Here is a 26,105-nt window from a genome sequence, read left to right as displayed (position 1 = left end):
ATCGGGTACTTCGGCGGGATGATCAGGCCGCGACGGTTGATCAGGTCCGAGGTAAAGGCAATGTCGGCAGCCGAGAAGCGGAACGAGGTGCCGATGAGCATGGCCATCTGTTCGTTGGTCAGGTGCTGCTTGGACTGCTGGAAGTCGTAGAGCAGGGCGTCGTTGAGGTCGATGTAGCCTTTCTGCTGGAAGTAGCGGGTCAGTTTGTTCAACACCAGTTCATAGAAGGTGGTGGTGTTGTTGATGCCCTTGACCTCGGTCTGCACCAGCTTGTCGAGGTTGGTGATCGAGGTGTAGAGGTTGACTGGCGGGTTCAGCAGCAAGACTTTCTTGAAGTTGAAACTGCGACGGGTCTCGTCCAGTTTGGCCACGAATGCCGCATCCAGGCCGCCGAGGCTGTAGCCAGTGAGATAGAAGTCGGTCACCGGCAGCGAGGCGTTCTGTGCGCGCACGGCTTGCATCACGCGGTACATGTCTTCGGCGTCTTCCTGGGTGATCCCCGGGGTGGCGAAGCGTGAGGCGGCGCTGATGAAGTCAAAGCTGGTGGGCGATGACAGTTGCACCACGTGATAGCCGGCCTGGTAATACAGCTTTTTCAGGTATTCGTTGATGCTGCTGTCGAACCGCGCACCGGTGCCGGCGATCAGGAAGATCAGCGGCGCGGCGCGGTCCTGTTTGGCGATGCGGTACGTGAGCTTCTTCACCGGCCAGAAGTTGTCGGGCAGGCTGAATTCGCGCTCGGGGCGCATCGTCAGGGTGTAGTCGGACTGGTTGATCTCGTCGTTGCTCGGCAGCTTTGGCCGAAGGTCGGGCGGGGTGGTGGCGATGGTCGCTTCAAACGGGTTGGTCAAAGGGTAGCCATAGCTGGCTTGGTCGATATCGACCGCCAGTGCTGACGCACTCAGAAAAAGGCTGCCCAACAGGGCGGCACAGCGCAAGGAACGGAGCATGACTAAATCCCTAAGAGGAAACGTGCTAAATGAAGTTCGCAGGCTATGACCACCGCGCTGTCGCCGAAGTGCCATCACACGGCACGAAATGTCGGAAAATAACGTCGGAATCGGGGTAATAGTAGCCAGACGATACACTTTGCCACGCTTTGATGGACACTAATTGTGTGTATGCGCCTTGCTAACGGCCACCGGGGCATTAAGCTGAGCGCCGTTTTTGCCTATCGGAGTGCCCCATGTCCCGTCGCTTGCCGTTGATTTTGCTGCTTATTGCCCTGCCGCTGTGGCTGGCTGCCAGTTATGGCGCGCGCTACGGTTTTATGGAGGATGGCAGCTGGGTGGGGATCTGCGCCGACGAAGCCGGGCGCTGGGAGTGCCAGTTGCGTTCGAACCTGGGCTTGATGATCCACTTCAAGGTGCTGGGTTGGGTGGCGTTGGTTGCTTCGGTCGTCGCGTTTTTTGTGCCGGGCCGTGTGGGCTGGTGGCTGGCGGTGTTGGGGATGGTGTTCGGGTTGCCGGCACTGGCGTTGTACAACACCGCGTTTGCGGTGTTTGCGCTGGTGATTGCGGGGTTGCGGTTGGTCAGGAAGCCTCGCGCCGTCTGATAGGGCCTCATCGCAGGCAAGCCAGCTCCCACACTTGATCGGGTTCACACATTTTTATCTGTGGGCACCGTCAGTGTGGGAGCTGGCTTGCCTGCGATAGCGGTCTCAAGTCTTGCGCACCCGCAAGCACCGCCACAAAGCCCCAACCATCAACATGCTGACCACCACCCACCCCCAAGCCTGCTGATTCAACAGACCTTCACGGTACAACTGCGGCGCAATGCCGGCACCGATGATAAAGGCCAGCAAGGCAATCTCCCGGCGCGGGCCAGCGACCGGACGAACCAGGTACACCAAGGCCGGCAGCACCAGCGCGGCACTCGGGAAGCTGCGATAGCGTGGTTCAAACACCAACGCCAACATCATCACAGCCCCGGCAAACCCGGCAATCGCCATCAGCCAGCCAGCACGTTGCTCCAGCCAGTTGAACGCCCGTTCACGCCAGCCTTCCCGGGTGCTCAAGGCCAGGGCGGCATGGGCCAGCACCAACAGGTTCAGCACCAGCAGCAAACCTGCCCACACCCATTCATCATTGAAACGTGCAGTGAGGCGGGTCAGTTCGGCCCAACTGCCGATGGAGCAGGCAGCCACCGCGCCCAGCAGCGGCAGGGCAAGCGCGGCACGGGTGCTGAGCACACGACCACCCAGCGTCAATGTACCCAACAGGATCAGCCCACCTACACCCAGCCACAACGGCCAGTAAGGAACGTTGGTCACCGGCCCGGCGAGGATGCCTTTGTCCTGGCGGTCTGCATCGAACAGGCCCCAATAGCCGCCCACGGCACCTTCACTGGCGCGTTTCCACGGCTGGTCAAAGGCTTCGATCAGGTTGTAGTGCCAGCCATTGGCTTCGGCCATGGCCACGAAACCGCGCATGAACTTGGCCTCGTTGACCCGGCTCGGCACTGCGGTTTCACGCTGGCGACCTTCGCTGGGCCAGCCGGTTTCGCCGATCAATATGTCCTTGGGCGCGAACTTGTTGCCGAAGGTCTGGCGTACATCGCCTACATGCTTGAGCGCCTGGTCGATCCCGGATGGGTCATCTTCCCAGTACGGCAGCAAGTGAATGGTGAGGAAGTCCACTGCCGGGGCGATTTCCGGGTGTTGCAGCCAGAACTCCCATACGTCGGCGTAGGTGACAGGCTGTTTGATCTGGCTTTTGACCGTCTGGATCAGCTTCACCAACTGCGTGGCCGTGACTTCCTTGCGCAGCAGCGCTTCGTTGCCGACGATCACCGACGTGACGACATCCGGATGGGCGTTGGCCGAGGCGATCAGTTCGTTGATTTCCTTTTCGGTGGCCACCGGGTCACTGCTGACCCAGGCACCGGCCATCACCTTCAAGCCATGCTTGCGCGCCATGTCTGGCAAGGCTTCCAGGCCGGTCATGGAGTAGGTGCGAATACATTCGAAGCGGGTGGCCAGCAATGCCAGGTCGGCGTCCATGCGTTCGGGGCGCAACGTGAACGGCTGGTCGAACGGCGATTGGTCTTTATCGAAAGGCGTGTAGGACGCGCACTGCATTTTATGCGAAGCACTGGCGACATCAGGCAACACCACTGGCCGGCCGAGGCCATACCAGTAACCAACCAGGGCCAGCAGGCCAAGGAGCAAGGCGAAGAAATAGGGCAGGGCAGGAAAGCGGGAAGTCGCGGGCATGGTCGGCTTATCTGGGGGAGCAAAGGCGCGCATCTTACCCGGATTTGGCCCATCCCAGTGGGGCTGCATAATTTTGACATGCAAAGTTCGGGCGGGATTTTGACGCCAAATCCTACAAAGCGTCCTGCTGGCGTTGTGATGTCGTTTCTTGCTTGGGTGAGGTCGCTGACAGAGCAGGTTCCAAGTCCTTGCGGGTTGATGATCGAAGTGTCAGCACTCCACTGATGCCGCAGCAGCCGGATCGATGCGCGTGAAGGGGGCGCGGCGCACCACATAACAACAGGTTGACGTCGCTCGGCATCCGTCGGGCGCAGCACTTTCGGGGAAGTACGATGAAGATGCGACGACTCTTGGGCGCAGCTGCCACTTTGGTAGTTGCGATGAGCTCCACACTGGCCAGCGCCGACAGCAAAACCCTGAGCATCGGCTACGTGGACGGTTGGTCCGACAGCGTTGCTACCACGCATGTGGCGGCAGAGGTGATCAAGGCCAAGCTCGGTTATGACGTGAAATTGCAAGCAGTCGCCACCGGGATCATGTGGCAAGGCGTGGCCACCGGCAAACTCGACGCCATGCTGTCCGCCTGGCTGCCGGTGACCCACGGTGAATACTGGACCAAGAACAAGGACAAGGTGGTCGACTACGGCCCTAACTTCAAGGATGCGAAAATCGGCCTGATCGTGCCGGAGTACGTGAAAGCCAAATCCATCGAAGACCTCAAGACCGACACCACCTTCAAGAACAAAATCGTCGGCATCGACGCCGGTTCAGGCGTGATGCTCAAGACCGACGAAGCCATCAAACAGTACGGCCTCGATTACAAACTGCAAGCCAGTTCGGGCGCAGCGATGATCGCCGAACTGACCCGTGCCGAAGACAAGCAGGAATCCATTGCAGTCACCGGTTGGGTGCCGCACTGGATGTTCGCCAAGTGGAAACTGCGTTTCCTGGAAGATCCAAAAGGCGTGTACGGCGCGGCGGAAACCGTCAACAGCATCGGCAGCAAGGGCCTGGAGAAGAAAGCGCCGGAAGTCGCGGCCTTCCTGAAGAAATTCCAGTGGGCGTCCAAGGATGAAATCGGCGAAGTCATGCTGGCCATTCAAGAGGGCGCCAAGCCGGATGCGGCGGCCAAGGATTGGGTAGCCAAGCACCCTGAGCGTGTGGCCGAGTGGATCGGTAAGTAATCTGTAGCAAGCACGCCACACACCTAATGTGGGAGCGGGCTTGTGTGGGAGCGGGCTTGCTCGCGAAGGCAGTGTGTCAGTCAATACATCTGGTGACTGAACCACCGTATTCGCGAGCAAGCCCGCTCCCACACAAGCCCCCTCCCACATTACTTTTACCGTCTGTAAATCCTCCTGCGCTCTGACAATCCCTCGCTACACTCGATCTAAGACTAAGGTCGTCTGGAACCTCTACGGCAGCCGCATACAGTGGATACGTTCCAAAATAATAAAAAAGCTGTGCTGCGAGGATAAAAACAATGAACGACAGCATTTACCTCTCGATTCAAAACAGCCCGCGTTTCAAGGAGCTGGTGAGAAAAAGGGAAAGGTTCGCCTGGATTCTCTCGGCGATCATGCTCGGGCTTTACTCCGCTTTCATCCTGTTGATCGCCTACGGGCCACAAGTGCTGGGGGCCAAGATCAGCCCCGGTTCTTCGATTACCTGGGGCATTCCCCTGGGCGTCGGACTGATTGTGTCCGCCTTCATCCTGACCGGCATCTACGTGCGCCGGGCCAACGGTGAATTTGACGACTTGAACAATGCGATTCTCAAGGAGGCTGCGCAATGATCGGTCGTCTACTGGCACTACTCGGCGCTTCGTTCTTTGCTCCTGCCCTTTGGGCGGCGGACGCATTGACCGGTGAAGTGCACAAGCAACCCCTGAACGTATCGGCCATCGTGATGTTTGTCGCGTTTGTCGGTGCCACCCTGTGCATCACTTACTGGGCGTCCAAGCGCAACAAGTCGGCTGCCGACTACTATGCGGCCGGTGGCAAGATCACCGGTTTCCAGAACGGCCTGGCGATTGCCGGTGACTACATGTCGGCGGCGTCCTTCCTGGGGATTTCCGCGCTGGTCTATACCTCCGGTTATGACGGCCTGATCTACTCGATCGGCTTCCTGGTGGGCTGGCCGATCATTCTGTTCCTGATCGCCGAGCGCCTGCGCAACCTGGGCAAATACACCTTTGCCGACGTGGCGTCCTACCGCCTCGGGCAAACCCAGATCCGCAGCCTGTCGGCCTGTGGTTCCCTGGTGGTGGTGGCGTTCTACCTGATCGCGCAGATGGTTGGCGCGGGCAAGCTGATCCAGCTGCTGTTCGGCCTGGACTACCACGTTGCGGTGATCCTGGTGGGTATCCTGATGTGCATGTACGTGCTGTTCGGCGGCATGCTGGCAACCACCTGGGTACAGATCATCAAGGCGGTGTTGCTGCTGTCCGGTGCTTCTTTCATGGCGCTGATGGTGATGAAGCACGTCAACTTCGACTTCAACACACTGTTCTCCGAGGCAATCAAGGTTCACGCCAAAGGCGAGGCGATCATGAGCCCGGGTGGCTTGGTGAAAGATCCGATCTCGGCGTTCTCCCTGGGCCTGGCCCTGATGTTCGGTACCGCTGGCCTGCCACATATCCTGATGCGCTTCTTCACCGTCAGCGACGCCAAAGAAGCCCGCAAGAGCGTGTTCTACGCTACGGGGTTCATCGGTTACTTCTACATCCTGACCTTCATCATCGGCTTTGGCGCGATCCTGCTGGTCAGCACCAACCCGGCGTTCAAGGATGCAGCAGGCGCCTTGCTCGGTGGCAACAACATGGCGGCGGTGCACCTGGCCAACGCGGTGGGTGGCAGTATCTTCCTGGGCTTCATCTCGGCCGTGGCGTTCGCCACCATCCTCGCGGTGGTTGCCGGCTTGACCCTGGCGGGTGCGTCGGCGGTGTCCCATGACCTTTACGCCAGTGTGATCAAGAAAGGCAAGGCCAACGACAAGGATGAGATTCGCGTATCGAAGATCACCACCATTGCCTTGGGTGTATTGGCAATCGGCCTGGGTATCCTGTTCGAAAGCCAGAACATCGCGTTCATGGTCGGCCTGGCGTTCTCCATTGCCGCCAGCTGTAACTTCCCGGTATTGCTGCTTTCCATGTACTGGAAAAACCTCACCACCCGTGGCGCCATGATTGGCGGCTGGCTGGGCTTGGTTAGTGCCGTGGGTCTGATGATCCTCGGCCCGACCATCTGGGTCTCGATCCTGCACCATGAAAAAGCTATCTTCCCTTATGAATACCCAGCGCTGTTCTCGATGATCATTGCGTTCGTCGGCATCTGGTTCTTCTCCATCACCGACAAGTCGGCGGCGGCAGAGAAAGAGCGTGCGCTGTACTTCCCGCAGTTTGTGCGTTCGCAAACTGGCCTGGGGGCGAGTGGGGCGGTTTCTCACTAAGGTTGTAGCTGGATAAAGAAATGCCCCGGTCGAAAGGCCGGGGCATTTTTTTGTCTGGGGTTCTGTGTTGATGCTGATATTGCGTTCGCGAGCAAGCCCGCTCCCACACTTGACCGTGTTCCAGCATGTAAATGCGGTCAAATGTGGGAGCGGGCTTGCTCGCGAAGGCGTCAGATCAGACAAAACATTTTCTCAATACCTACACAAACAAAAACGGCCTCCACTAAGGGAGGCCGTTCTCAATGCAGCTAAGCAGTTGAGTGCTTACTTGCGATCTTCCAGCTTGGTGATGTCACGCGACTCGTAGCCGGTGTACAGCTGGCGCGGGCGGCCAATCTTGTACGGGCTGGAGAGCATTTCTTTCCAGTGGGAGATCCAGCCCACGGTCCGCGCCAGGGCGAAGATCACGGTGAACATGCTGGTTGGAATGCCGATCGCCTTGAGGATGATCCCCGAGTAGAAGTCGACGTTCGGGTACAGCGAGCGTTCGATGAAGTACGGGTCGGTCAGGGCGATCTCTTCCAGGCGCATGGCCAGTTCGAGTTGCGGATCGTTCTTGATGCCCAGTTCCTTCAACACTTCGTCGCAGGTCTTTTTCATCACGGTGGCGCGCGGGTCGCGGTTCTTGTAGACCCGGTGACCGAAGCCCATCAACTTGAACGGATCGTTCTTGTCCTTGGCCTTGGCGATGAACGTGTCGATGTTGGACACATCGCCGATTTCATCGAGCATGGTCAATACGGCTTCGTTCGCACCGCCGTGGGCAGGGCCCCACAGTGCAGCGATGCCGGCGGCGATACAGGCGAACGGGTTGGCCCCCGAGGAACCTGCCAGGCGCACGGTAGAGGTCGATGCGTTCTGCTCGTGGTCGGCGTGGAGGATGAAGATCTTGTCCATCGCTGCAGCCAGCACCGGGCTGATCGGTTTGATCTCGCACGGGGTGTTGAACATCATGTGCAGGAAGTTTTCCGCGTACGTCAGGTCGTTGCGCGGGTACATCATGGGTTGGCCCATGGAGTACTTGTAAACCATTGCGGCCAGGGTCGGCATCTTGGCAACCAGGCGGATCGCGGAAATTTCGCGATGCTGCGGGTTATTGATGTCGAGGGAGTCGTGATAGAAGGCCGACAGGGCGCCGACCACACCGCACATGACGGCCATCGGGTGGGCGTCGCGACGGAAGCCGTTGAAGAAGGTCTTCAACTGCTCGTGAACCATGGTGTGGTTCTTCACGGTGCTGACGAACTGGGCTTTCTGCTCGGCTGTTGGCAGTTCGCCATTTAGCAGCAGGTAGCAGGTTTCCAGGTAGTCCGATTTCTCGGCCAGTTGCTCGATCGGGTAGCCGCGATGCAGCAGAATGCCATTATCACCATCGATATAGGTGATCTTCGACTCGCAAGAGGCGGTCGACATGAAGCCTGGGTCGAATGTAAAACGGCCCGTGGCCGTCAGGCCCCGCACGTCGATAACATCGGGACCAACGGTGCCGGTTAAAATGGGCAGCTCGACGGGGGCTGCGCCCTCGATGATCAACTGCGCTTTTTTGTCAGCCATGTGGCCTCCTATTTATGCTTCAAATCATCAGACAGACCCCCCACGCAGGGCCCGCACCACTATATTGATATAAATCCAGATGTCAATTTGCCTAAAGTCTTGCACCAGAAGGCTTTAACCGTACTTTTTCCTCGAAATTGACTGCCATTTACGCCTTTTATACCGCCAGCGCAATCAGCTATTAGGGTGAGGTGCGCGCGTTGTCATTAGTAACCTAACTGTCTATACTCGGCCACCGACCGCCAAGGGCTTTTGGGCTTGCTTTCATTGGGGGTCGCACTCCCTGGGTGGTGCTTACCTGACCAGTGCACTCCCCAACAACTTTGCCCTGATTGTTAGGGGCTCTTCAGTGTGAAAAAAAGCCGTGAATAGCCAACGACCTGTAAACCTAGACCTAAGGACCATCAAACTCCCCATCACCGGCGTTACGTCGTTCCTGCACCGTGTTTCCGGCATCATCCTGTTCCTGGGCTTGGGCATCATGCTTTATGCATTGAGCAAATCCCTGGGTTCCGAGGAAGGATACGCCGAGGTGAAGGCATGCTTGACCAGCCCGCTGGCCAAGTTCGTAGCATGGGGCCTCCTGTCCGCTCTGCTGTATCACCTGGTAGCCGGTGTGCGCCACTTGATCATGGATGCGGGTATCGGTGAGACGCTGGAAGGCGGCCGCCTGGGCTCGAAAATCATCATCGCCATTTCCGTGGTGCTGATCGTTCTGGCAGGAGTTTGGATATGGTAACCAGCGTTACGAACCTTTCGCGTTCGGGCCTCTATGACTGGATGGCACAGCGTGTGTCTGCGGTCGTTCTCGCGGCTTATTTCATTTTCCTGATCGGATACCTCGTCGCAAATCCAGGCATCAGCTATGAGCAATGGCATGGCCTGTTTTCCCACAATGCGATGCGAATCTTCAGTCTGCTGGCCCTTGTAGCCCTGGGCGCACACGCCTGGGTTGGCATGTGGACCATCGCGACCGACTACCTGACGCCGATGGCGCTGGGCAAGTCCGCGACTGCAGTACGTTTTCTCTTCCAGGCAGTCTGCGGCGTCGCGATGTTCGCTTACTTCGTCTGGGGTGTGCAGATTCTTTGGGGTATCTGATTCATGGCTAACATTCCAACTATTTCCTTCGACGCCATCATTATTGGTGGCGGCGGTGCCGGCATGCGCGCTGCGCTGCAGCTGGCCCAGGGTGGTCACAAGACTGCCGTGATCACCAAGGTGTTCCCGACCCGTTCCCATACCGTATCGGCCCAGGGTGGCATCACCTGCGCCATCGCCTCCGCCGACCCGAACGATGACTGGCGCTGGCACATGTACGATACCGTCAAGGGTTCCGACTATATCGGTGACCAGGACGCTATCGAATACATGTGTCAGGAAGGCCCGGCTGCGGTGTTCGAGCTGGACCACATGGGTCTGCCGTTCTCCCGTACCGAACAAGGTCGTATCTACCAGCGTCCATTCGGCGGCCAGTCGAAGGATTACGGTAAAGGCGGGCAGGCTGCCCGTACCTGCGCCGCTTCCGACCGTACCGGTCACGCGCTGCTGCACACCCTTTATCAGGGCAACCTGAAAGCCGGTACTACGTTCCTGAACGAGTACTACGCAGTAGACCTGGTGAAGAACGCTGACGGTGCATTCGTCGGTGTTATCGCCATCTGCATCGAAACCGGTGAAACCACCTACATCCGCGCCAAGGCGACTGTTCTGGCGACTGGCGGTGCAGGCCGTATCTACGCGTCGACCACCAACGCCCTGATCAACACCGGTGACGGCGTCGGCATGGCCTTGCGTGCTGGCGTGCCGGTACAAGACATCGAAATGTGGCAGTTCCACCCGACCGGCATCGCCGGCGCCGGTGTACTGGTTACCGAAGGTTGCCGTGGTGAAGGTGGATACCTGATCAACAAGCACGGCGAGCGTTTCATGGAGCGTTATGCTCCGAACGCCAAAGACCTTGCTGGTCGTGACGTAGTAGCCCGTTCGATGGTTAAAGAAATCATCGCCGGCAACGGCTGTGGCCCGAACGGCGACCACGTGATGCTCAAGCTCGACCACCTGGGCGAGGAAGTGCTGCACAGCCGCCTGCCAGGTATCTGCGAGCTGTCCAAGACCTTTGCTCACGTTGACCCGGTACTGGCGCCAGTGCCAGTGGTCCCAACCTGCCACTATATGATGGGCGGCGTGCCGACCAACATTCATGGTCAGGCGATCACCCAGAACGCCGAAGGCGTGGACGAGATCATCCACGGTCTGTTCGCGGTAGGCGAAGTGGCGTGCGTATCGGTACACGGTGCCAACCGTCTGGGCGGCAACTCGCTGCTCGACCTGGTGGTATTCGGCCGTGCTGCTGGCCTGCACCTGGAAAAAGCGCTGACTGACGGCATCGAATACGATGACGCCACCGACGCCAACATCGAAACCGCCCTGGCGCGCCTGAACGCTCTGAACGAGCGCACTGATGGCGAAGACGTGGCAACCCTGCGTCGCGAGCTGCAAAGCTGCATGCAGAACTACTTCGGTGTGTTCCGTACTGGCGAATACATGCAGAAGGGTATTGCCCAGTTGGCCGACCTGCGTACGCGCATCGCCAACGTCAAGATCAACGATAAGAGCCAGGCGTTCAACACCGCTCGTATCGAAGCCCTTGAGCTGCAAAACCTGCTGGAAGTGGCCGAAGCGACTGCAATCGCTGCCGAGGTTCGTAAAGAATCCCGTGGTGCCCACGCCCGTGAAGACTTTGAAGATCGCGACGACGAAAACTGGTTGTGCCACACCCTGTACTTCCCGGGTGACAAGCGCGTAACCAAGCGTGCCGTGAACTTCTCGCCGAAGACGGTGCCGACGTTTGAACCGAAGATTCGGACTTACTAAGGGTGGCTGCCATGTTGAAAGTCAGTGTTTATCGCTACAACCCTGATCAGGACGCCGCGCCGTTCATGCAGGAATTCCAGGTCGATACCGGTGGTAAAGACCTGATGGTGCTGGATGTATTGGCACTGATCAAAGAGCAGGACGAGGGCTTCTCGTATCGTCGCTCTTGCCGTGAAGGTGTGTGCGGTTCCGACGGCATGAACATCAACGGCAAAAACGGCCTGGCGTGCATCACGCCGCTGTCCGCCGTGGTCAAAGGCAACAAGCTGATCGTTCGTCCACTGCCAGGTTTGCCGGTTATCCGTGACCTGGTTGTCGATATGAGCATCTTCTACAAGCAATACGAGAAAGTTAAGCCGTTCCTGCAGAACGACACGCCGGCTCCGGCCATCGAACGTCTGCAGTCCCCGGAAGAGCGTGAGAAGCTTGACGGTCTGTACGAGTGCATCCTGTGCGCTTGCTGCTCGACCTCTTGCCCATCCTTCTGGTGGAACCCGGATAAATTCCTGGGTCCAGCTGCCCTGCTGCAAGCGTATCGCTTCCTGGCAGACAGCCGTGACACCAAGACCTCCGAGCGTCTGGCTTCACTGGATGACCCGTTCAGCGTATTCCGCTGCCGCGGGATCATGAACTGCGTCAACGTATGTCCCAAAGGCCTGAACCCGACTAAGGCCATTGGTCACATCCGTAACATGCTGCTGCAAAGCGGCGTGTAACTGACGTTGTAGCAAAGCAGGACCGTTGTGCCCGTAAATGCTACGGCGCAGGCTTCAACCGGCGCCGTAGTTTTAACTTGAGCAGCGACTTACAAAGCCGCAGCTCTTATTTTGAAGAAATGAGACAAGCAGGGGCATTCGGGTTGGTACCCGAACTATCAGCGTGATCCTAAGTGGCTTGTTTTGGTCGCTGCACTTGGCCTTTTGCAAGCAAACTCGGTGTTTTCGCCGGTGGTGTCCCCAAATCGAGGGTGACCAAGCATGCAAGAAAGCGTGATGCAGCGCATGTGGAACAGCGGCTATCTTTCAGGTGGTAACGCTGCCTATGTGGAAGAGCTTTATGAGCTCTACCTGCACGACCCTAACGCTGTGCCAGAAGAATGGCGCACCAAATTTCAGACGTTGTCTTCAGACGGCAACGCTGCCACCGATGTATCGCACGCAACAATTCGCGATCAATTTGTGCTGCTGGCAAAGAACCAGCGCCGCGCCCAACCGGTTTCCGCCGGCAGCGTGAGCAGTGAGCATGAGAAGAAGCAAGTTGAAGTGCTGCGACTGATCCAGGCTTACCGGATGCGCGGCCACCAGGCGGCCCAGCTTGACCCGCTGGGGCTCTGGAAGCGTCCTGCACCTGCTGACCTGTCGATCAATCATTACGGCTTGACCAATGCCGATCTTGATACGACCTTCCGTGCCGGCGACCTGTTCATCGGCAAAGAGGAAGCGAGCCTACGCGAAATTCACGAAGCGTTGCAGCAGACATATTGCCGCACCATTGGCGCCGAGTTCACGCACATCACCGATTCCGAGCAACGCCACTGGTTCCAGCATCGTCTGGAAGGTGTGCGCGGCCGTCCGGTTTTGTCCGCTGACGTACGCAGCCATCTGCTTGAGCGCGTAACCGCTGCCGAAGGCCTGGAAAAATACCTGGGCACCAAATACCCAGGCACCAAGCGTTTCGGCCTGGAAGGCGGCGAAAGCCTGATCCCGATGCTCGACGAGCTGATCCAGCGTTCCGGTTCCTACGGCACCAAGGAAATCGTGATCGGCATGGCTCACCGTGGTCGCCTGAACGTGTTGGTCAACACGTTCGGCAAGAACCCGCGTGAACTGTTCGACGAGTTCGAAGGCAAGAAGAAGGTCGAGCTGGGTTCCGGTGACGTTAAATACCACCAGGGCTTCTCGTCCAACGTCATGACCACCGGCGGTGAAGTTCACCTGGCCATGGCTTTCAACCCATCCCACCTGGAAATCGTTTCTCCAGTGGTCGAGGGTTCGGTCCGTGCCCGCCAGGATCGTCGTAACGACGCTACCGGTGAAAAAGTCCTGCCGATTTCCATCCACGGTGACGCGGCATTCGCCGGTCAAGGCGTGGTCCTGGAAACGTTCCAGATGTCGCAGACCCGCGGCTTCAAGACCGGTGGCACGATTCACATCGTGATCAACAACCAGGTCGGCTTCACCATCAGCAACCCGCTGGACGCGCGCTCTACCGAGTACGCCACCGACGTGGCCAAGATGATCCAGGCGCCGATCCTCCATGTGAATGGTGATGATCCGGAAGCCGTGTTGTTCGTGACCCAGCTCGCGATCGACTACCGCATGCAGTTCAAGCGTGACGTGGTGATCGACCTGGTTTGCTACCGCCGTCGCGGTCACAACGAAGCGGATGAGCCTAGCGGCACCCAGCCGTTGATGTACCAGCAGATCACCAAGCAGCGCACCACCCGTGAGCTGTACGCCGAAAGCCTGATCAAGGCCGGCGTGGTTGACGATGCGCGTGTTCAGGCGAAGATCGACGAATACCGCAACGCGCTGGACAACGGTCTGCACGTCGTGAAAAGCCTGGTTAAAGAGCCGAATAAAGAACTGTTCGTTGACTGGCGTCCGTACCTGGGTCACACCTGGACTGCACGTCACGATACGTCGTTCGACCTGAAGACCTTGCAGGAACTGTCTGCCAAGCTGCTGGAAATTCCGGACGGCTTCGTCGTACAGCGCCAGGTTGCGAAGATCTACGAAGACCGTCAGAAGATGCAAGCCGGCGGCCTGCCGATCAACTGGGGTTACGCTGAAACCATGGCGTACGCGACCCTGGCGTTCGAAGGTCACCCGATCCGCATGACCGGCCAGGACATCGGCCGTGGTACGTTCTCGCACCGTCACGCGGTATTGCACAACCAGAAAGACGCGGGCACCTACATCCCGTTGCAGAACCTGTACGAAGGCCAGCCACGTTTCGACCTGTACGATTCGTTCCTGTCCGAAGAAGCCGTACTGGCGTTCGAATACGGCTACTCGACCACCACGCCAAACGCGCTGGTGATCTGGGAAGCCCAGTTCGGCGACTTCGCCAACGGTGCCCAGGTGGTTATCGACCAGTTCATCACCAGCGGCGAGCACAAGTGGGGCCGTCTGTGCGGTCTGACCATGTTGCTGCCACACGGTTATGAAGGTCAGGGTCCGGAGCACTCCTCGGCCCGTCTGGAGCGTTACCTGCAGCTGTGCGCCGAGCACAACATCCAGGTGTGCGTGCCGACTACCCCGGCCCAGATCTACCACTTGCTGCGTCGCCAGGTGATCCGCCCGCTGCGCAAGCCGCTGGTAGTGCTGACCCCGAAATCGCTGTTGCGTCACAAATTGGCCATCTCGACCCTGGAAGATCTGGCCGAAGGCTCGTTCCAGACCGTGATTCCAGAAATCGATGCATTGGATGCAGCCAAGGTGACTCGCCTGGTCCTGTGCAGCGGCAAGGTCTACTACGACCTGCTGGAAAAACGCCGTGCCGAAGGTCGCGAAGACATCGCCATCGTGCGTATCGAGCAGCTTTACCCGTTCCCGGAAGACGACCTGATGGAGGCCATCGCGCCTTACACCAACCTCACCAATGTGGTGTGGTGTCAGGAAGAACCGATGAACCAGGGCGCGTGGTACAGCAGCCAGCATCACCTGCGTCGCAGTATCGGCAACCACAAAGCAGGCCTTGGCCTGGAGTACGCCGGTCGTGATGCTTCTGCTGCACCTGCGTGTGGTTATGCGTCGATGCACGCCGAGCAGCAGGAAAAACTGCTGCAAGATGCTTTCACTGTTTAACGCCTTCGCGCTGACTGAAACCGAATTTTAAGGACACACAGATAATGGCTATCGAAATCAAAGCCCCGTCATTCCCGGAATCGGTTGCCGATGGCACCGTTGCCACCTGGCACAAGAAACCAGGCGAGGCCGTCAAGCGTGACGACCTGATCGTCGACATCGAGACCGACAAAGTCGTTCTGGAAGTGTTGGCTGAAGCTGACGGCGTACTGGGCGCAATCGTGGCTGAAGAGGGCGCTACCGTCCTGTCGAACCAGGTTCTGGGCTCGATCGAAGAGGGCAGCGCTGCTGCCGCCCCTGCTGCCGCTGCACCGGCTGCTTCGGCTCCTGCTGCCGCCCCGGCTGCTGGCGCTGAAGACCCGATCGCTGCTCCAGCCGCGCGTCAACTGGCTGAAGAAAACGGCATCAACCTGGCTTCCATCAAAGGCACCGGCAAAGACGGCCGCGTGACCAAGGAAGACGTGGTTGCTGCTGTTGAAGCGAAGAAAAACGCTCCAGCCGCCGCACCTGCCAAGGCTGCTGCCCCGGCTGCGGCTGCGCCTGTATTCGCTGCCGGCGACCGCACCGAGAAGCGCGTACCGATGACCCGCGTCCGTGCCACCGTGGCCAAGCGCCTGGTTGAAGCACAGTCGAACATGGCGATGCTGACCACGTTCAACGAAGTCGACATGACCGAAGTCATGGCCCTGCGTTCGAAGTACAAGGACCTGTTCGAGAAGTCCCACAACGGCGTACGCCTGGGCTTCATGTCGTTCTTCGTGAAAGCTGCCACCGAAGCGCTGAAACGCTTCCCGGCCGTCAACGCTTCCATCGACGGCGGCGACATCGTTTACCACGGCTACGCTGACGTCGGCGTTGCCGTGTCCAGCGACCGTGGCCTGGTGGTTCCGGTTCTGCGTAACGCCGAGCTGATGAGCCTGGCTGAAATCGAAGGCGGCATCGCTGGCTTCGGCAAGAAAGCCCGTGACGGCAAGCTGACCATCGACGAGATGACCGGCGGTACCTTCACCATCACCAACGGTGGTACTTTCGGTTCGATGATGTCGACTCCGATCGTCAACCCGCCGCAAGCCGCGATTCTGGGCATGCACAACATCATCCAGCGTCCGATGGCCATCAACGGCCAAGTCGTGATCCGCCCGATGATGTACCTGGCGCTGTCCTACGATCACCGCCTGATCGATGGTAAAGAAGCCGTGACTTTCCTGGTGACCATCAAGAACCTGCTGGAAGACCCGGCTCGTCTGCTGCTGGATATCTGATATAAGCAGCTGCAAGTTGCGAGCTACAAGCTGCAGGAAAAAGCAGCTTGGCTTGCAGCTTGCGGCTAAAAGCTTGTCGCAAATAGAGGATCTATTTTCATGACACAGAAATTTGACGTCGTAGTGATTGGTGCAGGCCCTGGCGGCTACGTTGCCGCCATCAAGGCCGCACAACTGGGCCTCTCGACTGCTTGCATCGAAAAATACACCGACAAGGAAGGCAAACTGGCTCTGGGCGGTACTTGCCTGAACGTCGGTTGCATTCCTTCCAAGGCGCTGCTGGACAGCTCCTGGAAGTTCCACGAAGCCCAAGACGGCTTCGCGATCCACGGCATCAACCATGCTGGCGTGACCATGGACGTGCCAGCAATGGTCGGCCGTAAAGCCAACATCGTTAAGGGCCTGACTTCTGGCGTTGCGACCTTGTTCAAGGCCAACGGCGTGACTTCCCTGCAAGGCCACGGCAAGCTGCTGGCTGGCAAGAAAGTTGAAATCACCAAGCCAGATGGCTCGACCGAAATCATCGAAGCTGAAAACGTGATCCTGGCTCCAGGTTCGCGCCCAATCGACATTCCACCGGCCCCAGTTGATAACAACGTGATCGTTGATTCGACCGGCGCCCTGGAATTCCAGGCTGTACCTAAGCGTCTGGGCGTGATCGGCGCTGGCGTGATCGGTCTGGAGCTGGGTTCGGTATGGTCCCGCCTGGGTGCTGAAGTGACTGTGCTGGAAGCCCTGGACACGTTCCTGCTGGCTGCCGACACTGCAGTCTCCAAAGAAGCGCTGAAAACCCTGACCAAACAGGGTCTGGACATCAAGCTGGGCGCTCGCGTGACCGGTTCGAAAGTCAACGGCGAAGAAGTTGTCGTCAACTACACCGACAAGGATGGCGAAAAAACCATCACTTTCGACAAGCTGATCGTAGCCGTTGGTCGCCGTCCAGTGACCACCGACCTGCTGGCCGCTGACAGCGGTGTAAGCCTCGACGAGCGCGGCTACGTGCACGTTGACGATCACTGCGCAACCTCCGTGCCTGGCGTCTACGCCATCGGCGACGTGGTTCGCGGCATGATGCTGGCGCACAAGGCTTCCGAAGAAGGCATCATGGTTGTCGAGCGCATCAAGGGCCACAAAACCCAGATGAACTACGACCTGATCCCATCGGTTATCTATACCCACCCGGAAATTGCATGGGTCGGCAAGAACGAACAGCAGTTGAAAGCTGAAGGCGTTGAAGTTAACGTCGGCACCTTCCCGTTTGCCGCTTCTGGCCGTGCCATGGCAGCGAACGACACCGGTGGTTTTGTCAAAGTCATCGCTGATGCCAAGACTGACCGCGTATTGGGCGTCCACGTGATTGGCCCGAGCGCTGCAGAACTGGTTCAGCAAGGCGCGATCGGTATGGAATTCGGCACCAGTGCCGAGGACTTGGGCATGATGGTCTTCTCCCATCCGACCCTGTCCGAAGCGTTGCACGAAGCAGCGTTGGCAGTGAATGGCGGCGCCATCCACATCGCCAACCGCAAGAAGCGCTAAGCGAGATAATAAGAAACCACGGCGGAGTTGCCCGTCGTGAGCCTTGCGCGCAAGACTCACCGCGGAATATCCGCTGGACGCAGCCTTGCGCAGCTTTACGGGCCTTGAGCCCCGCAAGTTGCGCAAGCAGCAGTCACAGGTGGCGCGGCACTCATAATGAGCGCAGCGCCGAATGCGCAGTACCTAACGAAGACGGTAAAAAGCATGAATCTTCACGAGTATCAGGGTAAGCAGCTGTTCGCTGAATACGGCCTGCCAGTATCCCAGGGTTTCGCAGTCGACACCCCGGAAGCAGCAGCAGAAGCTTGCGACAAAATCGGTGGTACCGAGTGGGTTGTCAAAGCCCAGGTCCACGCTGGTGGTCGCGGTAAAGCGGGCGGCGTTAAGCTGGTTCGCAGCAAAGAAGACGCCAAGGCCTTCGCACAGCAGTGGCTGGGCAAGCGCCTGGTGACTTACCAGACTGATGCCAATGGCCAGCCAGTCACCAAGATCCTGGTTGAATCGTGCACTGATATCGCTAAAGAGCTGTACCTGGGCGCTGTCGTTGACCGTTCGAGCCGTCGCATCGTGTTCATGGCTTCCACCGAAGGTGGCGTGGACATCGAGAAGATCGCCCATGACACTCCAGAAAAAATTCTGAAAGCCACTATCGATCCACTGGTTGGCGCTCAGCCATTCCAGGGTCGCGAACTGGCTTTCCAGCTGGGTCTGGAAGGCAAGCAAGTTGCCCAGTTCGCCAAGATCTTCGTAGGTCTGGCCAAACTGTTCCAGGATCACGATCTGGCCCTGCTGGAAGTGAACCCGCTGGTGATCAAGGCTGACGGCGATCTGCATTGCCTCGACGCCAAGATCAACATCGACGCCAACGCCATGTACCGTCAGCCTAAGCTGAAGACTTTCCACGATCCGTCGCAAGACGATCCGCGCGAAGCGCACGCTGCCAAGTTCGAGCTGAACTACGTAGCCCTGGAAGGTAACATCGGTTGCATGGTCAACGGTGCTGGCCTGGCCATGGGTACCATGGACATCGTCAACCTGCATGGCGGCAAACCAGCCAACTTCCTCGACGTAGGCGGTGGTGCTACCAAAGAACGCGTAACCGAAGCCTTCAAGATCATCCTGTCCGACTCCAACGTCGCTGCAGTACTGGTCAACATCTTCGGCGGCATCGTTCGTTGCGACATGATTGCCGAAGGCATCATCGGTGCAGTGAAAGAAGTCGGCGTGAAAATCCCGGTTGTTGTTCGCCTTGAAGGCAACAACGCTGAACTGGGCGCTAAAGTACTGGCAGAAAGCGGTTTGAACATCATCGCGGCTACCAGCCTGACCGACGCTGCTCAACAAGTTGTTAAAGCTGCGGAGGGCAAATAATGAGCGTCCTGATCAATAAAGACACCAAAGTTATCTGCCAGGGCATTACCGGTTCCCAAGGTAGTTTCCACACCCAGCAAGCCATCGAATACGGCACCAAGATGGTTGGTGGTGTAACTCCTGGTAAAGGCGGCACCGAGCACCTGGGTCTGCCAGTGTTCAACACCGTGAAAGACGCTGTAGCTGCCACTGGCGCCACCGCCAGCGTGATCTACGTTCCAGCTCCTTTCTGCAAGGACTCGATCCTGGAAGCAGCCTTCGGCGGCATCAAGCTGATCGTTTGCATCACTGAAGGCATTCCTACCCTGGACATGCTGGACGCTAAAGTTAAGTGCGACGAGCTGGGCGTAGTCCTGATCGGCCCTAACTGCCCAGGCGTGATCACTCCAGGCGAATGCAAGATCGGCATCATGCCAGGTCACATTCACTTGCCAGGTAAAGTCGGTATCGTTTCCCGTTCCGGCACCCTGACCTACGAAGCTGTGAAGCAGACCACTGACGCCGGTTTCGGTCAGTCGACTTGCGTCGGCATCGGCGGTGACCCGATCCCAGGTTCGAACTTCATCGACATCCTGAAACTGTTCCAGGAAGACCCGAAGACCGAAGCGATCGTGATGATCGGTGAGATCGGCGGTTCGGCTGAAGAAGAAGCGGCTGCCTACATCAAGGCACACGTGACCAAGCCGGTTGTTTCCTACATCGCTGGTGTGACTGCCCCTGCTGGCAAGCGCATGGGCCATGCTGGCGCAATCATCTCTGGCGGCAAAGGCACTGCAGACGAGAAATTCGCTGCACTGCAAGACGCAGGCGTTAAAACCGTGCGTTCGCTGGCAGACATCGGCAAGGCCCTGGCCGAGCTGACTGGTTGGGCTGTCAAGTAAGCCTCGCGCTTAGCTGACGCTTCACCAAGCAAAGGCCACCTTCGGGTGGCCTTTGTGCTTTCTGGTGTCGATCAAATTTCGCACCTGATGAAGATCAAAATGTGGGAGCGGGCTTGCTCGCGAATGCAGTGTGTCAGTCGATGCATAAGTTGACTGAACCGCCGCCTTCGCGAGCAAGCCCGCTCCCACATTTTTTGTCCGTATTGTCAAATTAGGTATGAAAACGCGACATTTGGATGTCGCTTATCGGACAGTGCGCCCCGCAACAGTGCGTTCGTCAGCCAAATTCTGTAACCTACCCGCCTCTTTATGCGTGTGCCTCCCAAAAGGAAGCCCCGCGCTAGACCGGTCGGCCCCCATCAGGGCTGGCAGTATTTCCCTCATCCATAGGGAATCCCTCTCTAAATTCCGATTCAGTAGTGTGGTATTTCCTCAAATGAAAGTGTTGAAAAGCCAGGATATCCTGGCGTTGGGCTTTATGACCTTTGCCCTGTTCGTGGGCGCCGGCAACATCATCTTCCCGCCTATCGTTGGTTTGCAGTCCGGGCCTCATGTCTGGATGGCAGCGCTGGGCTTTCTGATCACCGCAGTGGGTTTGCCGGTGGTCACCGTGATCGCCCTGGCCAAGGTCGGCGGCGGTATGGACGCGTTGAGCAGCCCGATCGGCAAGATCGCCGGTGGCCTGCTCGCGGCGGCGGCGTATCTGGCGGTAGGACCGCTGTTCGCCACCCCGCGTACCGCGACCGTGTCCTTTGAAGTGGGCCTGGCGCCGCTGACCGGCGAAAGCCCGCTGGCGCTGTTTCTCTACAGCTCGGTGTACTTCCTGGTGGTGTTCTTCGTTTCCCTGTACCCAGGGCGACTCCTGGATACCGTGGGTCGCTTCCTCGCTCCACTGAAGATCATCGCCTTGGCGATCCTCGGTATTGCGGCATTTGCCTTGCCGGCCGGTGAAGTGGGTGTCGCTACCCCGGAATACGTGGCCGCACCGTTTTCCCAAGGCTTTATCCAGGGCTACCTGACCATGGATACCCTGGGCGCCCTGGTGTTTGGCATCGTGATCGTGAATGCCATCCGCTCCCGTGGCGTCGAGTCGCCCAAGCTCATCACCCGTTACGCCATCATTGCAGGCTTGATTGCCGGCGTGGGCCTGGCCTTGGTGTACTTCAGCCTGTTCCGCCTGGGCTCGGGCAGCCATGCCGTCGCCGCCGGCGCGAGCAACGGCGCAGCGGTACTGCATGCTTACGTGCAACACACCTTCGGCTCCCTGGGCAGCGGCTTCCTGGCTGTGTTGATCTCCCTGGCGTGCCTGGTCACCGCCGTTGGCCTGACCTGCGCCTGCGCCGAGTACTTCAGCCGTATCCTGCCGCTGTCCTACAAGGCGCTCGTCGTTATCCTGGCGCTGTTCTCGCTGTTCGTGTCCAACCTGGGCCTGACCAAGTTGATCGCGTTCTCGATCCCGGTGCTGACGGCGATCTACCCGCCGTGCATCGTGCTGGTGGCCCTGAGCTTCTGCAAAGACTTCTGGCAGGAGCAGGGCCGCATTGTTGGTCCGGTGATGCTGGTGTCGTTCATCTTTGGCTGCATCGATGCGCTCAAAGGCGCTGGTCTGGCCGACTGGATGCCGTCGCAATTGGCGCACCTGCCGCTGAGCGAGCAGGGCCTGGCGTGGCTGGTGCCGTCGTTTTTGACCCTGGTAGTGGCGTTTGTGGTTGATCTTCTGCTCGGCAAGCGCAGCGAAGCGATCGCTTGATCCGCTAAAGGCTCTACCGAAATGCCCCGTATCAATCGATACGGGGCATTTTTTGTATTTGTGAGGCTACAACCCTCTAGAGTTGGAATGCGGTAGGTGTGGGAGCGGGCTTGCTCGCGAAAGCGGTGTACCAGTCACCGAATATATTGGCTGGACCACCGCTTTCGCGAGCAAGCCCGCTCCCACATTCAGATCGCGCTCCGCCATCATCCACTGTGCAATAGGACCCGCATGTCGTTCATCGAAACCAATCTGATCCACCTGCTTGCCGCGCTCTGGTTCGCCTTGTGCTGGGGCGGCTACACCCGCTATGCCACCTGGAAAGCGCGGGACACGGCCTGCCTGGCCAGTGTGCTGCATCTGTATCGCGAAGACTGGATGCGCCGCATGCTGATGCGCGACAACCGCATCGCCGACGCCAGTGTGATCGGCAACCTGGAGCGTAATGCCTCGTTCTTCGCCTCCAGCACCTTGATCATCCTCGCCGGTATTCTCACCGTGCTGGGGGCCTCGGAGCGGGCGGTGTCGTTGCTGGCGGACATTCCGATGGTGCAGCAGGCGTCCCAAGGCATGTCGGAAATCAAGTTGCTGTGCCTGGCACTGGTGTTCGTCTATGCCTTCTTCACCTTTAGCTGGTGCATGCGCCAGTACAACTTTGCGGCGGTGTTGGTGGGTTCGGCACCGATGATCGGTGAGCGGCATGTGTCGGAGCAGGAACGCAAGGCGTTCGCCCTGCGCGCGGCGCGGGTGATTTCCATGGCGGCCAACCAGTTCAACTTTGGCCTGCGCTCTTATTACTTCGGCATGACCATGTTGGCGTGGTTTGTCAGCCCCTGGTTGTTCATGTTGATGAGCACCGGGGTGGTGCTGGTGCTGTACCGTCGGGAGTTTCATTCCGACGTCTTGCAAGTGATGGTGTATACGCAGACCGACACGCCGATGCCCGAGGCGGTTAAAGAGGCGGCTTAACTAACGCTGCAAATAAAAAACCCAGACAAAGTAAAGCCCGCTATCTAAGCGGGCTTTCTTTTTGCAGCAGTGCTATTTCTAGCCGCGGTCTCAAGAACCGGTGGCGGGTGTAGCAGGTGCAGCTTCTTTTGCAGCGGCGGCGTTCGATTCAGCCTGAGCTTTGGCAGCTTCGGCGTTTTCTTTCGCAGCGTCGTTCACTTTATCCTGAGCCTTCGCCATGTCTTGCTGAGCTTGCTCGGAATGTGCAGCGGCGTCTTGGGCTTTGTCTTCGGATTTTTTGTCGCAGGCAGCGAGACCGAGGGCAGCAGCGAGCATCATGGAAATAGCTAAAGTCTTGCGCATGGGGTGTTTCTCCTTATTGAAGATATCTACTGGCCTTTCGAGCACGGTGCTCCGGTATTAGTTCCTTTTCTTTCACAGATATATAAACCGCTGACTTAAAGGAACTTTTCCCCGCGCCACCGATTTTGCGGATCAACACTAATAAGAGTCCTGAACGAATGACCGAAAACCCTTTGTTAGAGCGTGCGACGCGCTTTGTATCGGCCTTGCGCCATTGTCAGGTGCTGGGTATTACCGCTCATCACGCAAGCATGGAGGGCATCACGCTGATCATGCCCTATGCCCCCCATCTCGTCGGTGATCCCAATACGGGCGTGATCCATGGTGGCGCCTTGACCTCCCTGATGGACACGGCCTGCGGCATGGCCACGCTGTGCGTGTTGCCGGAGTTCGAAGTGTGCCCGACCCTCGACCTGCGCATCGACTACATGCATCCCGCAGAGCCTCATAAGCCCGTATATGGTTTCGCCCAATGCTACCGCGTCACCACTGACGTGATTTTCACCCGCGGCTTCGCCTACCAAGACGATCCGCAACAGCCCATCGCCCATGTAGTCGGCACCTTCATGCGCATGGGCAAGCGTCTCAAGGGTACGCAAGGGCTGGGCAGCGCCATCAAGGGAGAGCAGGCATGACACATCGATTCAAGACCCGCCTGGAACAGGCCCATGCGCGCGGCAACTACGATGAGCTGCTCAGCCTGATTCCCTACGCGAAGTTGATCGGCATCGAATGCACCCGCCTGGGGGACGAACTGCTGTTTCGCCTGCCGGCGAGCAAGGACAATATTGGTAACCCTATATTGCCGGCGCTTCACGGCGGGGTGATCGCCGGCTTTATGGAGCTGTCGGCGGCGCTGCACCTGCTGGTCTTTACCGGGGCGCCGGGCCTGCCGAAAATCATCGATTTCTCCCTGGATTACCTGCGCGCCGGGCAGTTTCGCGACACCTACGCCAAATGCCAGGTATGGCGCCAAGGCCGACGGGTGGCGAATGTCGCGATCACCGCCTGGCAGAGCACTGCGGCGGAACCGATTGCCACCGCTCGCGCGCATTTCAAGATCGAGGAACCAAGTCGCCCTTGAAATCCTGGCCTTAGCCCCCAACTTGGATGACAACCCGCCGCCAATCATTGAGTAAGCGGCCACTGCCATCCAATTGGAGTTTGATGACCATGAGCGTGGAAACTCAAAAGGAAACCCTGGGCTTCCAGACCGAGGTGAAGCAACTGCTGCACCTCATGATCCATTCGCTGTATTCCAACAAGGAAATCTTCCTTCGCGAATTGATCTCCAACGCCTCTGACGCTGTCGACAAATTACGTTTCGAAGCCCTGTCCAAGCCTGAGTTGCTGGAAGGTGGCGCCGAACTGAAAATCCGTGTGAGCTTCGACAAGGACGCCAAGACCGTCACCCTCGAAGACAACGGCATCGGCATGAGCCGTGAAGACGCGATCACCCACCTGGGTACCATCGCCAAATCCGGTACCGCAGATTTCATGAAGAACCTGTCGGGCGATCAGAAGAAAGATTCGCACCTGATCGGCCAGTTCGGCGTGGGCTTCTACTCGGCTTTTATCGTTGCCGACAAGGTTGAAGTGTTCAGCCGTCGCGCCGGCCTCGACGCCAGCCAAGGCGTGCACTGGTCGTCCAAAGGTGAGGGCGGATTCGAAATCGCCACCATCGACAAGGCTGACCGTGGCACTCGTATCGTGCTGCACCTCAAAGCCAATGAAGATGAATTCGCCGACGGCTACCGCCTGCGCAACATCATCAAGAAGTACTCCGACCATATCGCTTTGCCCATCGAGCTGCCGAAAGAACAGGCCGCTGCCGAAGGCGAAGAACAACCTGCCCAGGAATGGGAGGTGGTCAACCGCGCCAGCTCTTTGTGGACCCGTCCTCGTACCGAAGTCAAAGACGAGGAATACCAGGAGTTCTACAAGCACATCGCCCATGACTACGAGAACCCGCTGAGCTGGAGCCACAACAAGGTCGAAGGCAAGCTGGAATACAGCTCGCTGCTCTACGTACCGGCCCGTGCTCCGTTCGACCTGTACCAGCGCGAAGCGCCAAAAGGCCTCAAGCTCTACGTGCAGCGCGTGTTCGTGATGGACCAGGCGGAATCCTTCCTGCCGCTGTACCTGCGCTTTATCAAAGGCGTGGTCGACTCCAATGACCTATCGCTGAACGTGTCGCGGGAAATCCTGCAGAAAGACCCGATCATCGACTCCATGAAGTCGGCGCTGACCAAGCGCGTGCTCGACATGCTGGAAAAACTGGCGAAGAACGAGCCTGAGCAATACAAGGGCTTCTGGAAAAACTTCGGCCAGGTCATGAAAGAAGGCCCGGCCGAAGATTTCGCCAACAAGGAAAAAATCGCCGGCTTGCTGCGCTTTGCTTCGACGCACGAAGAGGGCGGCGAGCAGGTGGTGTCCCTGGCCGAGTACCTGGCCCGCGCCAAGGAAGGTCAGGACAAGATCTACTACCTGACCGGCGAAACCTACGCCCAGGTCAAGAACAGCCCGCACCTTGAGGTCTTCCGCAAGAAAGGCATCGAAGTGTTGCTGCTGACCGACCGTATCGATGAGTGGCTGATGAGCTACCTCAGCGAGTTCGACGGCAAGTCGTTCGTCGACGTGGCCCGTGGTGACCTGGACCTGGGTAACCTGGACTCCGAAGAAGAGAAGAAAGAAGCCGAAGAAGTCGCCAAGGCCAAAGAAGGCCTGGTGGAGCGAATCAAGACTGCCTTGGGCGATGCCGTCAGCGAAGTGCGGGTTTCCCACCGTCTGACCGATTCCCCGGCGATCCTGGCCATCGGCGAGCAGGACCTGGGCATGCAGATGCGCCAGATCCTCGAAGCCAGCGGCCAGAAGGTTCCGGACTCCAAGCCGATCTTCGAATTCAACCCGGCTCACCCGTTGATCGAGAAGCTCGACGGCGAGCAAAGCGAAGAGCGGTTTGGCGACCTGTCGCACATCCTCTTCGACCAGGCGGCCCTGGCCGCTGGCGACAGCTTGAAGGACCCGGCCGCGTATGTGCGCCGCCTGAACAAGCTGTTGGTTGAACTGTCGGTCTGACACCGTTGTAGA

General features: G+C 58.4%; 22 protein-coding genes. 18 read left to right on the top strand and 4 right to left on the bottom strand.

Translation table 11 applies throughout. The features are described from left to right. Positions 1-950, bottom strand: a 950-nt coding sequence (locus tag DBR46_RS05480; protein WP_256659231.1) for a serine/threonine protein kinase, incomplete at its 3' end; no start/stop codon positions are given. Between the two features lie 236 nt (positions 951-1,186). Between DBR46_RS05480 and DBR46_RS05475 the strand changes: the two genes are divergently transcribed. Beyond that, entirely contained in the window at positions 1,187-1,555 is a 369-nt protein-coding gene (locus DBR46_RS05475; protein ID WP_124525328.1) for a hypothetical protein, read from the top strand. A gap of 105 nt (positions 1,556-1,660) precedes the next feature. On the opposite strand, the gene DBR46_RS05470 is transcribed toward DBR46_RS05475, so the two are convergent. Then, entirely contained in the window at positions 1,661-3,214 is a 1,554-nt protein-coding gene (locus tag DBR46_RS05470; RefSeq protein WP_124525327.1) for a glycosyl hydrolase family 17 protein, read from the bottom strand. Between the two features lie 332 nt (positions 3,215-3,546). On the opposite strand from DBR46_RS05470, the gene DBR46_RS05465 reads away from it, so the two are divergent. The 3 genes from DBR46_RS05465 to DBR46_RS05455 all read left to right on the top strand — a co-directional run bounded on the left by DBR46_RS05465 (position 3,547) and on the right by DBR46_RS05455 (position 6,664). After that, positions 3,547-4,398 carry a glycine betaine ABC transporter substrate-binding protein gene (locus DBR46_RS05465; RefSeq protein ID WP_124525326.1) on the top strand — a complete coding sequence of 284 codons (852 nt, stop codon included), beginning with the start codon at positions 3,547-3,549 and terminating at the stop codon, positions 4,396-4,398. Between the two features lie 299 nt (positions 4,399-4,697). Continuing rightward, on the top strand, positions 4,698-5,009 hold the full coding sequence (locus tag DBR46_RS05460; protein WP_003190001.1) for a DUF485 domain-containing protein: 312 nt from the start codon (positions 4,698-4,700) through the stop codon (positions 5,007-5,009). After that, the gene (locus DBR46_RS05455) at positions 5,006-6,664 is read left to right on the top strand and encodes a cation acetate symporter (RefSeq protein WP_124525325.1); all 1,659 of its coding nucleotides are present in this window, start codon (positions 5,006-5,008) and stop codon (positions 6,662-6,664) included. The genes DBR46_RS05460 and DBR46_RS05455 overlap by 4 nt, the downstream gene beginning before the upstream one ends. A 264-nt stretch (positions 6,665-6,928) precedes the next feature. On the opposite strand, the gene gltA is transcribed toward DBR46_RS05455, so the two are convergent. Beyond that, positions 6,929-8,218 (bottom strand): citrate synthase, encoded by a 1,290-nt coding sequence (gltA, locus tag DBR46_RS05450; RefSeq protein WP_110624989.1) that lies wholly within the window; start codon positions 8,216-8,218, stop codon positions 6,929-6,931. A gap of 364 nt (positions 8,219-8,582) precedes the next feature. Here gltA and sdhC point away from each other — a divergent pair, with 364 nt between their 5' ends. The 11 genes from sdhC to DBR46_RS05395 all read left to right on the top strand — a co-directional run bounded on the left by sdhC (position 8,583) and on the right by DBR46_RS05395 (position 22,673). Beyond that, positions 8,583-8,957, top strand: a complete 375-nt coding sequence (gene sdhC, locus DBR46_RS05445) for a succinate dehydrogenase, cytochrome b556 subunit (protein WP_016979564.1) — start codon at positions 8,583-8,585, stop codon at positions 8,955-8,957. Beyond that, a complete protein-coding gene (sdhD, locus tag DBR46_RS05440; protein ID WP_016974690.1) occupies positions 8,951-9,319 on the top strand; it encodes a succinate dehydrogenase, hydrophobic membrane anchor protein in 369 nt (122 codons plus the stop codon). Before sdhC ends, sdhD begins: the two co-directional genes overlap by 7 nt. A gap of 3 nt (positions 9,320-9,322) precedes the next feature. After that, on the top strand, positions 9,323-11,095 hold the full coding sequence (gene sdhA / locus DBR46_RS05435) for a succinate dehydrogenase flavoprotein subunit (RefSeq protein WP_026136464.1): 1,773 nt from the start codon (positions 9,323-9,325) through the stop codon (positions 11,093-11,095). 11 nt (positions 11,096-11,106) lie between these two features. Next, a complete protein-coding gene (locus DBR46_RS05430) occupies positions 11,107-11,811 on the top strand; it encodes a succinate dehydrogenase iron-sulfur subunit (protein WP_003172807.1) in 705 nt (234 codons plus the stop codon). Positions 11,812-12,072: 261 nt separating this feature from the next. Further along, complete coding sequence (locus tag DBR46_RS05425; protein ID WP_124525324.1) at positions 12,073-14,904, top strand: 2-oxoglutarate dehydrogenase E1 component; 2,832 nt, start codon at positions 12,073-12,075, stop codon at positions 14,902-14,904. Between the two features lie 44 nt (positions 14,905-14,948). Then, complete coding sequence (gene odhB / locus DBR46_RS05420; RefSeq protein ID WP_124525323.1) at positions 14,949-16,166, top strand: 2-oxoglutarate dehydrogenase complex dihydrolipoyllysine-residue succinyltransferase; 1,218 nt, start codon at positions 14,949-14,951, stop codon at positions 16,164-16,166. Positions 16,167-16,265: 99 nt separating this feature from the next. Beyond that, positions 16,266-17,702, top strand: coding sequence for a dihydrolipoyl dehydrogenase (lpdA, locus tag DBR46_RS05415; protein ID WP_017734334.1), 1,437 nt, complete (start codon positions 16,266-16,268; stop codon positions 17,700-17,702). A gap of 204 nt (positions 17,703-17,906) precedes the next feature. Beyond that, the gene (sucC, locus tag DBR46_RS05410) at positions 17,907-19,073 is read left to right on the top strand and encodes an ADP-forming succinate--CoA ligase subunit beta (protein ID WP_017734333.1); all 1,167 of its coding nucleotides are present in this window, start codon (positions 17,907-17,909) and stop codon (positions 19,071-19,073) included. Continuing rightward, a complete protein-coding gene (sucD, locus tag DBR46_RS05405) occupies positions 19,073-19,954 on the top strand; it encodes a succinate--CoA ligase subunit alpha (RefSeq protein ID WP_003172813.1) in 882 nt (293 codons plus the stop codon). The genes sucC and sucD overlap by 1 nt, the downstream gene beginning before the upstream one ends. A gap of 436 nt (positions 19,955-20,390) precedes the next feature. Next, positions 20,391-21,704 (top strand): branched-chain amino acid transport system II carrier protein, encoded by a 1,314-nt coding sequence (brnQ, locus tag DBR46_RS05400; RefSeq protein ID WP_124525322.1) that lies wholly within the window; start codon positions 20,391-20,393, stop codon positions 21,702-21,704. A gap of 231 nt (positions 21,705-21,935) precedes the next feature. Further along, positions 21,936-22,673, top strand: a complete 738-nt coding sequence (locus tag DBR46_RS05395) for a DUF599 domain-containing protein (RefSeq protein WP_124525321.1) — start codon at positions 21,936-21,938, stop codon at positions 22,671-22,673. 90 nt (positions 22,674-22,763) lie between these two features. Here DBR46_RS05395 and DBR46_RS05390 read toward each other — a convergent pair whose 3' ends face one another. Beyond that, entirely contained in the window at positions 22,764-23,015 is a 252-nt protein-coding gene (locus DBR46_RS05390) for a hypothetical protein (protein WP_124525320.1), read from the bottom strand. 158 nt (positions 23,016-23,173) lie between these two features. On the opposite strand from DBR46_RS05390, the gene DBR46_RS05385 reads away from it, so the two are divergent. From DBR46_RS05385 to htpG, 3 genes are all read left to right on the top strand, one after another. Next, the gene (locus DBR46_RS05385; RefSeq protein WP_124525319.1) at positions 23,174-23,650 is read left to right on the top strand and encodes a PaaI family thioesterase; all 477 of its coding nucleotides are present in this window, start codon (positions 23,174-23,176) and stop codon (positions 23,648-23,650) included. Further along, entirely contained in the window at positions 23,647-24,099 is a 453-nt protein-coding gene (locus tag DBR46_RS05380; protein ID WP_124525318.1) for a PaaI family thioesterase, read from the top strand. Before DBR46_RS05385 ends, DBR46_RS05380 begins: the two co-directional genes overlap by 4 nt. A gap of 89 nt (positions 24,100-24,188) precedes the next feature. Then, complete coding sequence (htpG, locus tag DBR46_RS05375) at positions 24,189-26,093, top strand: molecular chaperone HtpG (RefSeq protein WP_124525317.1); 1,905 nt, start codon at positions 24,189-24,191, stop codon at positions 26,091-26,093. The last annotated feature ends 12 nt before the right edge of the window (positions 26,094-26,105 follow it).

Source organism: Pseudomonas sp. KBW05, from assembly GCF_003852405.1.
Lineage (GTDB): Bacteria > Pseudomonadota > Gammaproteobacteria > Pseudomonadales > Pseudomonadaceae > Aquipseudomonas.
This window is presented reverse-complemented; position numbering and strand designations above follow the sequence as displayed.